At 72.6% G+C, this 11,866-nt stretch carries 9 protein-coding genes; 6 read left to right on the top strand and 3 right to left on the bottom strand.

The window, feature by feature from the left end; translation table 11 throughout:
• Nucleotides 1–57: 57 nt before the first annotated feature.
• Both trxA and AB0N02_RS10330 read right to left on the bottom strand, forming a co-directional pair.
• The gene (gene trxA / locus AB0N02_RS10325; protein ID WP_363944617.1) at nt 58–429 is read right to left on the bottom strand and encodes a thioredoxin; all 372 of its coding nucleotides are present in this window, start codon (nt 427–429) and stop codon (nt 58–60) included.
• A 246-nt stretch (nt 430–675) separates the two neighbouring features.
• Nucleotides 676–3,123 carry an ExeM/NucH family extracellular endonuclease gene (locus tag AB0N02_RS10330; RefSeq protein ID WP_363944618.1) on the bottom strand — a complete coding sequence of 816 codons (2,448 nt, stop codon included), beginning with the start codon at nt 3,121–3,123 and terminating at the stop codon, nt 676–678.
• A gap of 246 nt (nt 3,124–3,369) precedes the next feature.
• On the opposite strand from AB0N02_RS10330, the gene AB0N02_RS10335 reads away from it, so the two are divergent.
• Nucleotides 3,370–4,794, top strand: coding sequence for a pentapeptide repeat-containing protein (locus AB0N02_RS10335; protein WP_363944619.1), 1,425 nt, complete (start codon nt 3,370–3,372; stop codon nt 4,792–4,794).
• 298 nt (nt 4,795–5,092) lie between these two features.
• The gene (locus AB0N02_RS10340) at nt 5,093–5,776 is read left to right on the top strand and encodes a permease prefix domain 1-containing protein (protein ID WP_363944620.1); all 684 of its coding nucleotides are present in this window, start codon (nt 5,093–5,095) and stop codon (nt 5,774–5,776) included.
• Here the strand turns inward: AB0N02_RS10340 and AB0N02_RS10345 are convergent.
• The gene (locus AB0N02_RS10345) at nt 5,748–6,167 is read right to left on the bottom strand and encodes a helix-turn-helix transcriptional regulator (protein WP_363944621.1); all 420 of its coding nucleotides are present in this window, start codon (nt 6,165–6,167) and stop codon (nt 5,748–5,750) included. The two genes, AB0N02_RS10340 and AB0N02_RS10345, sit on opposite strands and share 29 nt — an antisense overlap.
• 94 nt (nt 6,168–6,261) lie before the next feature.
• On the opposite strand from AB0N02_RS10345, the gene AB0N02_RS10350 reads away from it, so the two are divergent.
• The 4 genes from AB0N02_RS10350 to cydC are packed head-to-tail and all read left to right on the top strand — an operon-like array spanning nt 6,262 to nt 11,722.
• On the top strand, nt 6,262–7,443 hold the full coding sequence (locus AB0N02_RS10350) for a cytochrome ubiquinol oxidase subunit I (RefSeq protein ID WP_363944623.1): 1,182 nt from the start codon (nt 6,262–6,264) through the stop codon (nt 7,441–7,443).
• A 49-nt stretch (nt 7,444–7,492) separates the two neighbouring features.
• The gene (locus tag AB0N02_RS10355) at nt 7,493–8,260 is read left to right on the top strand and encodes a cytochrome d ubiquinol oxidase subunit II (protein ID WP_363944625.1); all 768 of its coding nucleotides are present in this window, start codon (nt 7,493–7,495) and stop codon (nt 8,258–8,260) included.
• Nucleotides 8,261–8,267: 7 nt separating this feature from the next.
• Complete coding sequence (gene cydD / locus AB0N02_RS10360; RefSeq protein ID WP_363944627.1) at nt 8,268–10,046, top strand: thiol reductant ABC exporter subunit CydD; 1,779 nt, start codon at nt 8,268–8,270, stop codon at nt 10,044–10,046.
• Nucleotides 10,043–11,722 (top strand): thiol reductant ABC exporter subunit CydC, encoded by a 1,680-nt coding sequence (cydC, locus tag AB0N02_RS10365; protein ID WP_363944629.1) that lies wholly within the window; start codon nt 10,043–10,045, stop codon nt 11,720–11,722. Before cydD ends, cydC begins: the two co-directional genes overlap by 4 nt.
• Nucleotides 11,723–11,866: the final 144 nt, after the last annotated feature.

Genomic DNA, 11,866 nt, shown 5'->3' on the forward strand with positions numbered 1-11,866 from the left:
CCATGCGAAAGCCCCGCGCCTGCGCTCACAGGCCGCGGGGCTTTTCGAACTCGCTCGTCAGTTGTTCTGAACGCCGAGCTCGTTCGCCAGCTCCGCACGGATCGCGTCCATGTCGAGCGCGCGGACCTGGCCGATGAGGTCCTCGAGAGCGGGCTCGGGCAGCGCTCCGGGCTGGGCGAAGACGACGATGCCGTCACGGATCGCCATGATCGTCGGAATCGACGTGATCTCAAAGCCCTGGGCCAGCCCCTGCTCCGCCTCGGTGTCGATCTTGCCGAACTTGATGTCGCCGTGCTTCTCCGACGACTTCTCGAAAATCGGCCCGAACGTACGGCACGGTCCGCACCAGGCCGCCCAGAAGTCCAGCAGGACGATCCCCTCGTCGGCGATTTCGTTGAAGTTCTGCTCGGTTACCTCAATGGTCGCCACCGGTGGCTCCTCTTGTCGTCATGTCTGTCTGGCTGGCATAACCACTTCCCTCCCATGAGCATTCCATCCCGTCAAGCCCCTTGTGAACGGGGGGCCGGTGACGGACGGCGCCCGGCCCCGTCATCGGCCCCGATCAGTCCCGATCAGTCCAGATCGGCCCCGATGGGCCCCGATGGGCACCGTCACGACACCGTCGTCGGCTCCGTCGGCTCCGTCACCGGCCCCCCGCTCCGGGATCCGGTACGGCTACCGCCCGCCGGGCAGGGTGAGCCCGACGACGAGGGGGTCGTGGTCGGAGGAGCGGAACGCGTCCGGCCGGTAGAGGCCCGGCGGGTTGTACTCGGTGTTGTAGTCGAGGATCCGGCTCTCGTCGGAGTTGATGTGCCAGATCGTCGCGCTGGTCACCCGCCTGAGCAGGTCCCTGGCAGCCAGCGCGTGGTCGAGCTCGCCGCTGCGGCCGTCGAAGAGGTAGCTGTAGCGCAGCGGCGCGGGGACGAACCTCTTGGTCAGGCTGGTCAGCCCGCCCGCCTCCAGCGTGTCGATCGGGTCCTCCTCGCCGTAGGCGTTGAGGTCGCCCAGCACCAGCGCGTTGGGCAGCCTCAGGCTCTCGACGAGGGCCAGCGTCGCCTTCGCCTGGCGGACGCGCTCGCCGTTGTAGCAGCTCTGGCCGTCGCCCTGGTCGGCGTCGGGGCCGGTGGCGGCGGTGTCGCAGCCCTTCGACTTGAAGTGGTTGACGACCAGCGTGAACGGCTCACCGCCCTGGACCCGGCGGAAGGTCTGGATCAGCGGCGGCCGGCGGAAGACCGGGTCGGTCGAGGAACGGGCCGGGCCGACGAGCTGGAGCCGGGCCGGCTTGTAGATCAGCGCCACGTGGATCTGGTCGGTACCGGGGTAGGGGTGGCTCAGGGCCGCGTAGGTGCCCGCGCCGACCTCGGCGTTGAGCGCGTCGACCAGCGCCTGGAGCGCGCTCTGCCCGTTGTTCTGGACCTCCATGAGGCCGACCGCGTCGGCGTTCATGCCCTTCAGCGCGGCGACCAGCTTGGCCAGCTGCCGCCGCTGCTCCTCGGCGTTGCTCGCGCCGCGCGAGCCCAGGGTGGTGAACCAGTTGAGGGTGTTGAAGCTGGCCACCTTGACGTTGCCGAGCACCGGGAACGGCGCGGGCAGGCGCGGGTTGGTCCGCAGGAAGCCGATCGGCTTGGTCGGCTGGAGCCGGTACCGGCCGAAGCCGTAGCCCAGCACCCCGGTGACGCCGAGCGTCGTGTCACCGAGGCGGACGGCGCGCGGGTCGGTGTAGGGGATCGCCGGAGGGTTCTCCCTGGTCGAGCCGTCGTCCACGAGCAGGCTGCGGCGCTCGTTCGCGGCCTCGCTCACCCCGGGCCTGTCGGTCGCCTGGAACAGGCGCCCCTCGGAGGAGAGGGTGACCTCGCCGTAGCGGCCCAGGTTGTAGTGGTCGGTGACGGTGAGCGGCTCGGGGAAGGTGACGAGCATGCTCTCGACGGGTTCGAAGGTCGAGCCCTCCGCGCGCGGCAGGCTCTGCCTGACCGGGGCGACGGTGCCCGTGCCGCAGACGTCGACGACGGTGACCGGCGACAGCTCGGTCCAGCCGTTGTACTCCACGACCTTGCCGGTGACCAGCACCCGGTCACCCACCTTGACGTCCTTGAAGGAGCTGCGGGCGTAGGCGAACAGCCCCTCGGAGGTCGCCGGGTCGGCGTCCGGGGTCGGATCCTGCAGGAAGAACCCGCCGAGCTGGTCCGGCTCCTGGAAGTCGCCGGTCACGACGCCCTCGACGCGGACCGTCTGACCCGCCAGCGGGCTGACGTCGCCGCTGCCCTGCACCTGTGCGATCTGGTGGGTGGGCGGGGTCCAGCACGGATCTTCCGTCGGGGTGGAGCTCGGCGTGGAGCTCGGGGTGGAGGTCGGCGTGGAGGTGGGGTCCACGGTCGGCGTGGGGGTGGGCGTCGACGTCGGCTCGGCCGTCGGGGTGGGGGTCGCGCTGGGCTCCCCGGTCGGCGTCGGCGTCGGCTCGCCGCCGCAGGGTGCCGGGGTGGTGGCCCGGTTGCGCGGCGCGGGGGCCGCGGCCTGCAGGTCCGTGCCGTTGACGTCGGTGTCGGCGCAGCCGTGGTCCCCGCGCAGGGCCGCCGTGGTCGCGGACAGGGCCGGGGCCGCGGTTCCCTCGAAGTAGTTCGCGTTGCCGTACCCGACGAGGTCGGCGATCAGCGCCGTCTGCTCCGGGGCGCAGGGGGTGGAGCCGCCGTTGCAGGCCAGGCCCTGCGCGGAGCGGGCCAGGACGACCTTGCCCGCGGTCGCGCTCATGTTGGTCGCGCCGGTGGTGTCCGGCGCCGGAAGCGGGACGCCGTTGGTTCCGCCGCCGAGCTGGACGAGGTGGTACTGGCCGGGGGCCAGCGTGCCGGACAGCGGCACGACGGGGTTGGCGGCGAAGGTGCCGGTGCCGGTGGCGCTGCCGTACTGGACGGACCAGCCGTCCAGGGCGACCGGCGCGGAGCCGCGGTTGAACAGTTCGACGAAGTCGTTGGTGAGCGGTGCGCCGGTGTTGCCGCCACCGCCGTATACCTGGCTGATGACGACGGTTCCCGGTTCCGCCTGGGCGGGGACCGAGGTGAGGGCCGTGACTCCGGTGGCGGCGACGCCGAAGGCCGCTAGGGCGGCGAGCGCCCGGGATAAAGCACGCATGACCGGGAGCGTAGAGCTCGGTCGATCTACCGACACTTACTTGAAAGTGGATAGATAGTGAAATCGGCGAATCTTGACACTTCATGTCGACCAAAGGACATCAGTTATAGCTTGCCTTGACCTAGATCTCGCTTAACCCTTCGTCTGGGGTATCACTGATTTATGAGAACTCTGGACGTGGGTTGGGTAACCTGCGCCGCCTCCCCTGAGTGCGCCGGGTCGGCGCGGCAACCCTACGGACGCTGCTTGACCCATCTGGACCGTGACGAGCTCGACGAGGTCGTTCACGGGCTGTTCCCCGGCTCCGCCGTCGATCTGCGGGGCACCGTCGTCGGCAGGGATCTGCTGGAGCGGATCCTCGCCGCCACTCACGCCCGTATGGGCCGGGCCAGGTTCGACCTGGCCTCCTTCCCCGAGGACGCCCGCTTCGGCGACGTCGTGTTCGACGGGGACGTCTCCTTCGACCAGGCGCGCTTCCAGCGCCTGGCCTCGTTCGTCGGCGCACGCTTCGCCGGGAACGTCTCCTTCAGGGAGGTCAGGTTCGCCAGGGAGCTGTCGTTGCACGGCGTCACGGTCACCGGCCACGCGGCCTTCGACCGGGTGTCCGTCGGCAGGGACGCGCTGTTCGGCGAGGCCAGGTTCGGGCGGACCGTGTCCTTCGAGGCCGCCGAGTTCCACGACTTCGCCACCTTCGACGGCGCCCGCTTCGACGGTGACGCGACCTTCCGCGGCTGCCGGTTCAGCCGGGCGGTCTCGTTCAGGAAGGCGGAGTTCGGCGGGCTGGCCGGGTTCGAGGCGACGCGGTTCTGGGCCGGCGGCTACCTGGCGCCGGTCACGGTCGGCCGCCGCCTCAGCCTCGCGGGGGCGTGGGCGGGCAACGGCCTCGACCTGACCGCCCGTGACTGCCCGGTCGACCTGCGGCAGGTGCGGGTGACCGGCCGTCTGAGCGTGCGCCTGGACTGCGCGACCGCCGACCTCGAGGGCGCGACGCTGCGCGGCCCGGCGACGGTCAGCGGCAACGGCACGGCCAGGGTGACCTCCCTGCGCGGGGTCGACGCCGAGGCGCTGGAGCTGAGCGCCGTCGACCTGAGTGTCTGCCGTTTCACCGGGATCCGCACCCCCGAACGGCTCAGACTGACCGGGTGCCTCTTCGCCACCACGCCGCGCGGCGTGCGGTTCGCGCCGCACTGGCCGCCGCTGCGCTGGTGGACCCCGCGCCGCACCCTGGCCGACGAGCACGCCTGGCGCGGCTGGTCCCGTCCGGAGACGGACGGGACGGCGCTCCAGCCGCTCCCCCGGACGACTTCGCAACCGGCTCCTCGACAGGCCTCACAACCGGCCTCGCAGTCGGCACCGCAGCCGACGCCGCACCGGCTCGCCCACCTCTACGCCCGGCTCAGGGCCGGGGTCGACGACAAGGCGACCGCGGCCGACTTCGCCTTCGGCGCCATGGAGATGCGCCGTGCCACCAGCCGTTCGTCGGGGCGCTGGCTGCTGTCGCTCCACTGGATCCTCAGCGGGTACGGCCTGCGGATGGGGCGGGTGCTGGGCTGGTTCGTCCTGCTCGCGGCGATCACGGCCGGCAGCCTGCTGATGGGCTCGACCTCCCACGCCGCCCGCCGTTCGACCGCTCCCCGGCCGCCTTCGGCACCGATCCAGATCTCGCCGTAAGGCCGGGCGGCTTCCGGGAACGCCCCTCTCAGAAACCGGTCATTTTCCAGAAACCAGTCGATTTCCGGAAAATAACCGGTTCCCGGAAATTTGCCGACTTATGGGATAAAGAGGTTTCTCCGGAAAGGTGCTCTCGGGACACCGTACGGCATCCCCGGATCTCCCCACGGGTTCCGGGCCTCCCACCCGATTCCGGGACCTCTCAGGGTTGTTCCCGATGCGCCGCCCCCACCCCGACGGCGACAATGTGACGATGTACGGTGAAGATCTCGCAACGGGCCGTGCGACGGAGGTGTGCATGACCGGCACCGGAGTCATCGACGACTACGTGGCGGGGCTCAGCCGTACGCTCAGGGGGCCCAGGAGGCCGAAGCTCGACCTGGTCACCGAGGCCCGCGACAGCCTGCTCGACACCGCGGAGGCGCTGGAGCACGACGGGCTGCCGAGGGCCGAGGCCGAGCTGGCCGCGGTCGAGGAGTTCGGCTCGATCGAGGAGATCGCACCGGGCTACCAGGAGGAGCTGTCGATCTCGGCCGGGCGCAGGCTGGCCGCCCTGCTGTTCGTCAGCGTGCCGCTGACCACCCTCGCCTGGAGCATGGTCTGGCGGTTCTACCCCGACGACCCGACGGCCTACACGCGCTGGCCCGACTGGTTCCTGCCGGTCTCCCGTGGCCTGGACGTGCTCCAGCTGCTCGTCGGCCTGCTCGGCGGGGTCGCGCTGTTCGCGCTGGGCCGGGGGCTGCGCAGGATCCGGCGCCCCCGGCTCGTCACCCGGGCACTGGCGATGCTGGTCTGGGTCATGCTGCCGGTCACGATCGGGCTGGGCATGACGCTGATGTACGGCTCCAACCACCCATCGGGCCTGGCCACCTATCCGCTGAGCCTCGGCGCCGAGCTGCTCAGCTCGGTGTTCGCGTGCGTACAGCTGTACGGCGCGACCCGCTGCCTGAGGATCACCCGCCGGTTCCCCGTTCCGGCGTAGCCCGGGGCTCCAGCACGCCGCCGATCGCGCCGGTGAACTCCCGCCAGGCCGTGCGCTCCCCGGCGAGCGCCCTGTGGCCCGAGGAGGTCAGCCGGTAGGTCCGCCGCTTGCGCCCGCCGACGACGGCCCACTCGCCCGCCAGGTATCCCGCCTGCTCGAGGCGGCGCAGCGCCGGATAGACGGTGCCGGTCGGCACGTTCAGCGCACCGCCGCTGCGCGCCTGAAGCGCCTCGATGATCGCGTAACCGTGCAGGGGCTCGTGCTCCAGCACGGACAGCAGCAGGGCGTCCATGTGCCCTCGGAGCGCGTCGGTGTTCACTCCGCTCCCCCGCCGCCCGTCGCGGAGTGCCGGCTCCGCGTGATCACTGTGGCCGTCGGCTCGCTCGCTCACGTCACCACCTTACCTCTGCGCAGACAGTCTACATATAGGCTGCCTACATGTAGAGTGTCTACATGTAGGCAGACACAACAACGGAGGTGAACCCGTGGACGTGCTCGACCTGGCCCGGACGCAGTTCGCGGTGACGGGAAGTCTTCACTTCCTGTTCGTCGTGCTGACCCTGGGCCTGGCCCCCCTCGTCGCGATCATGCACACCCGCCACGCCGTGACCGGCAGACCGGCCCACGAGCGGGCGACCCGTTTCTGGGGTCAGATCTACGTGACCAACTACGCGCTCGGCATCTTCACCGGCCTGGTGATGGAGTTCCAGTTCGGCCTGAGCTGGAGCGGCCTGTCGGAGTACGCGGGGGACGTCTTCGGCGCGCCCCTGGCGATCGAGACACTCGGGGCGTTCTTCCTGGAGTCCACGTTCCTGGGGCTGTGGATCTTCGGCTGGCACCGGCTGCCCAGATGGCTCCACCTGGCGTGCATCTGGCTGGTGACGCTGACCGCCTACGCCTCGGCCTTCTGGATCATGGTGGCCAACTCGTTCCTGCAGAACCCGGCGGGGGCCGTCGAGCGGAACGGCCGTCTGGCCCTGACCGACTTCGGCGCGTTGCTCACCAACCCCACGCTGACCATGGCGCTCCCCCACGTGATCGGCGCGGGCCTGTGGGCCGGCGGCTTCACCGTGATGGGCGCCAGCGCCTACCAGCTGTTCAGGCGGACCTCCGAACGGGAGTTCTTCACCTCCTCGCTCCGCGCCGGCGTGCTCGCCGCGTTCGCCGGCTCACTGATCACGGTCGGCTTCGGCTACGCGCAGTTCGGGGTGGTCTCGGCGTTCCAGCCGGACAAGTTCGCCCAGCCACTGGCCGGCCCGGGACTCGGGATCATGATCGGGATCGGGCAGCTGCTCCAGCTCCTCATCATGTTCGTGCTGATGCCCGTGCTGTACTGGCTGCCCCGCTGGCGGTGGGCGCAGCCGATCCTGATGTTCCTCACCCCGATGCCGTTCGTCGCCGCGATCAGCGGCTGGCTGGTCCGCGAGAACGGCCGCCAGCCGTGGCTGATCAACGGAAGGCTCACCGTCGCCGACGCGATGTCCCCCGGCCTCACCTCCGGAATGGTCACCGCCTCGCTCATCGGCTTCGCCGGAGTGCTCGGCCTGCTCGCGATCGTCGACTACCTCCTGATCGCCAGGACGGTACGGCGCGGCCCCGCCACCGTCGCCCTCGGCGCGGACGCCCCCGTCGACCCGGCCGAGCGCGCCCCCGCGCTCAGCCTCTGACGCGCGCGCCCGGCCGTCCCCGCCGCCAAGAACCGCTAGGAGAACAACCGTGGACATCCTCTGGCTCGGCGTGTTCGCCGTGCTGCTGCTCGGCTACTTCGCCCTGGAGGGCTTCGACATCGGCCTGGGCATGCTGCTGCCCGTGCTCGGCCGCACCCAGCGGGACCGGGACCGCCTCGTGGCCGCCATGGCGCCGTTCGTCCTGGCCAACGAGGTGTGGCTGGTGGCCGTGGCGGGCGTGCTGTTCGGCGTCTTCCCCACCCTGGAGGGCCGGGTGCTGTTCGCTCTGTACCCGCTGGTGGTCGCCCTGCTGGTCTCGTGGATCCTGCGGGACGCGGGCCTGTGGTTCCGCCGCCGTCTGGACGGACACGCCTGGCGGGCGGGCTGGGACCGGGTGATCTGCGCGGGCTCCTGGGGGCTGGCGCTGAGCTGGGGCATGATCCTGGCCGCCGTCGCCGGCGGCCTGTCGGGGTCGCCGATCGGGCCGGCGGGAGCCGCCTGCGCGATCCTGGTCGCCGCGGCGCTGGCCTTCCACGGCTGGACCTTCGCCTCCTGGCTGCTGCCCGGTGAGATGACCGGCGCGCGGCGCGGCGGCGGGGCGCTGCTGGCCTCGGCGTTCGTGGCCGCCCTACCGGCGGGGGTGCCACTGGCGGTGCTCGCCCCGTGGCTGCTCGGGCATGCCGCGCCCGCCGGGACACTCGGTGTGCTCAGTCTCATAATCGTGCCGTTCACACCCCTGCTGGTAGGTGCGCAAGTATGGACATGGCGCACGTTCGGTCCCAAGCGTGCGGCCGGTCGGATGCCGTCGTTCTTCTAAGGTTCGTATGCACAAGGATCTCCTGCGGCTCGCACTGAGCGAGCGGGCCGTCCGCCGCCACCTGGCACTGTGCCTGGCCGCCGCGGTCCTGGCCGGGCTGCTCGTCCTCGCGCAGGCCGAACTGCTGTCCGGGGTGCTGTCCGGGCGGTTCGCGACCCCGGCGCTGGCCCTCCTGGCACTGGTCGTCGGTGTCCGGGCGCTGCTGGGGCTGACGCAGGGATCCGCGGCCGGGCGCACGAGCACCGGCGTGAAGTCGGCGCTGCGCCGCCGGCTGCTGTCGCGGCTGCGGGAGCTGGGCCCGGCCGGGCTGACCTCGCACCGGTCCGGCGAGCTGGTGACGCTGACCGGCCGGGGCCTGGACGCCCTCGACCCCTACCTGTCGGGCTACCTGCCGGCGGCGGCGGTCGCCGCCGTGGTGCCGGTCGCCGTGCTCGTCCGGCTGTTCACCGCCGACCTGGCCAGCGCGGTGATCGTGCTCGTCACGCTGCCCCTCATCCCCGTCTTCGGCGCGCTGGTCGGCATGCGCACCAAGGAGGTCACCGAACGGCAGTGGCGGGCCCTGTCCCGCCTCGGCGGCCACTTCCTGGACGTGGTCAGGGGCCTGCCCACGCTGCGCGCCTTCGGGCGGGCGCGCTATCAGGCCGAGGTGATACGGCAGGTGGCCGAGGCGCACCGGAACGCCACGATGCGCACGCTGCGGGTGGCCTTCCTGTCGTCGCTGGTGCTCGAACTGGCCGCGTCGCTGTCGCTGGCGCTGGTCGCGGTGCCCGTGGGCCTGCGGCTGCTGTCCGGGTCGCTGGAGCTGCCCACCGCGCTGCTCGTGCTGCTGCTCGCGCCCGAGGCCTATCTCCCGCTGCGCAACATGGGCAACAAGTTCCACGCCGCCATGGAGGGGGTCGCCGCGGCCGACGAGGCGTTCGCCGTACTGGACGGGCAGGCCGAGCGGCCGGCGGCGGGCACCGGCGGCACCGCGCGGGAGGCCGCGCCGGAGACGGCCGAGGGCACACCGACGGCGGCGGGCACCGGGGACGGCCGGACCGGCACCCGGGCCGCTCCCCAGGCCACCCCCCGAGCCACCTCCCGAGCCGGCACCCGGGCCGGGACAGCGCCGGAGATCCGGCTGGAGAACGTCACCGTGCGCTATCCGGGGCGGCGGGAGGCCGCGCTGGAGGACGTCTCGCTGGTGATCTCGCCGGGTGAACGGGTCGCGCTGGTCGGTGAGAGCGGCGCGGGCAAGAGCACCCTGCTCCACCTGCTGCTCGGCTTCGTCACCCCGGACAGCGGCCGGATCCTGATCGACGGCGCCGAGTTCACCGGAGACGACTCCTGGCGGGAACGGCTGGCGTTCGTACCGCAGCGGCCGCACCTGTTCGCCACGTCGGTCGCCGACAACATCCGCCTCGGCGCCCCCGCCGCGACGACCGAGGAGGTGCGGGCCGCGGCGCGGGCCGCGCACGCCGACGAGTTCGTCACGGCACTGCCCGAGGGCTACGAGACCGTCATCGGCGAGCGGGGCGCGAACCTGTCGGCCGGGCAGCGGCAGCGGGTCGCGCTGGCCCGCGCCTTCTGCCGTCCCCGCGCCGACCTGCTGCTCCTCGACGAGCCGACCGCACGGCTCGACGGCCGGAGCGAGGGGGCGATCGTGACCGCGACCCGCGAGCTCGCCGAGGGCCGCACCGCCGTGATCGTGGCCCACCGGCCCGCGATGATCGACCTGGCGGACCGGGTGATCCGGATCGCCGACGGCCGCGTGGTGTCGGCCGAGCTGATCGGAGGATCCCGATGACGGGCATGCGCGGGCGGGCGGCCCTGGCCGTGGCGGCGGGGGCGGCGGCCGAGCTGGCCGGGCTCGGGCTGATCGGGGCGGCGGCGTGGCTGATCACCAGGGCCGCCGAGCAGCCGCAGCTGGCCGCGCTGAGCGTGGCGATCGTCGGGGTCAGGGCCTTCGCGACGACCAAGGGCGTCTTCCGGTACGGCGAGCGCCTGGCCGGCCACGACGTCGCGCTGCGCGCCCAGGCGACGACCAGGGAGCGGCTGTACCGGTCGCTCATTCCGGCCGGGCCGCTGAACCACCGGGGAGCCGACCTGCTCAGCCGGATGGTCGACGACACCGACGCGGTGCAGGACCTGCTGGTTCGCTGCCTGCTCCCGGCGGTCGCGGCGCTGGTCACCGGGGTCGCCGTGGTCGTGCTCGGCCTGTTCCTGCTGCCCGCGGCGGCGCTGGCGCTGCTGGCCGGGCTGCTGGTCGCCGGGGTGCTGATCCCGGCGGGGACGGCCGCCGCCGCGCGGCGCTGGTCGGCGCGGATCGCGCCCGCGCGGGCGGAGCTGGCGGCCCGGGTCGCCGACCTGGTGCACGGCTCCGCCGACCTGGCCGCCTACGGCGCGGGCGAGCGGGCGCTGGACGCCTGCGCGGAGGCCGACGCCCGGCTGGTCGTGCTGGAACGCCGCCAGGCCAGGGCCAACGCGGTGGCCAACGGCCTGGGCGTGCTCACCCAGGGCCTGACGGTGCTGTCGGTCGTCTGGATCGCGGAGGGCTCGGGAACGAGCCGGGTGGCCACGGCGGTGCTCGCGCTGACCTCCCTGGTGTCGTTCGAACCCGTGCTGCCGATGGCCGCGGCCGCGGAGCGGCTGACCGGGGTGCTCGCCGCCCTGCGCCGCCTGCGAGAGGTCCGCGCCACCCCGCCCGCCGTGACCGAACCGGCGCGTCCCGTCCCCGTCCCCGAGGGGCCGCCGACCGTCGAGGTCGACAACCTGGTGGTACGGCACGCCCCCGGCCGCCCTCCCGCGCTCGACGGCGTCAGCCTCACCCTCACCCCCGGCCGTCGCGTCGCCCTGGTCGGTCCCAGCGGCGCGGGCAAGAGCACGCTGCTCGCGGCCCTGATGCGGCTGGTCGAGCCCGAGTCCGGCACGATCCGGCTGAACGGGGTGGAGCTCGGGGAACTGTCCTCCGACGACGTCAGGCGGGTGATGACGGGCCTGACCCAGGATCCCTACGTGTTCCAGGCGTCGCTGCGGGACAACCTGCGACTGGCCGGGCCCGAGGCGGGCGAGGAGGAGCTGGCGCGGGCCGTACGGCGGGCCCGCCTCGACCGCTGGGTCGAGCGGACCGGCTGGGACACCACGCTCGGGGAGGACGGGCGGACGGTGTCCGGAGGGCAGCTCCAGCGGCTGGCGCTGGCCAGGGCGCTGCTGAACGACCCCCCGGTGCTGCTGCTGGACGAGCCGGCCGAGTCGCTGGACGAGGAGACCGCGGACGCGCTCATGACCGACCTGCTGGACGCGACGCACGGCCACACGACGTTGCTGGTCACGCATCGCCTGCGCGGGCTGGAGCGGGTGGACGAGATCGTCGTGCTGGAGGACGGCGCGGTCGCGCAGCGGGGCACCCACGAGGAACTGGTGGGCGTTCCCGGCTACTACCGCGACCTGTGGAGCTCCGAGGCGCTGGTATCCGGACGCTGACCGGGCCCCGGAGCGACCCCCGTGCCACGGGAGGCCGGTCCGGGGCCCGTGATCCCGCTCCCCGCGGGGAGCGCGCGGGGACCGCTCCTCCGTCTCGTCGGCCGGAGGGCGGCCCCCACCGGCCCCGCGTCACGGGAGGCGCCT

It is taken from the genome of Streptosporangium sp. NPDC051022 (assembly GCF_040683035.1).
Classification (GTDB): Bacteria; Actinomycetota; Actinomycetes; order Streptosporangiales; family Streptosporangiaceae; genus Streptosporangium.

Coding starts and splice junctions, on each gene's coding strand:
- AB0N02_RS10340 (WP_363944620.1), top strand. CDS start 5,093: ATGACCGGCACCGGAGTCATCGACGACTACGTGGCGGGGCTCAGCCGT.
- cydC (WP_363944629.1), top strand. CDS start 10,043: ATGACGGGCATGCGCGGGCGGGCGGCCCTGGCCGTGGCGGCGGGGGCG.
- AB0N02_RS10330 (WP_363944618.1), bottom strand. CDS start 3,123: ATGCGTGCTTTATCCCGGGCGCTCGCCGCCCTAGCGGCCTTCGGCGTC.
- cydD (WP_363944627.1), top strand. CDS start 8,268: ATGCACAAGGATCTCCTGCGGCTCGCACTGAGCGAGCGGGCCGTCCGC.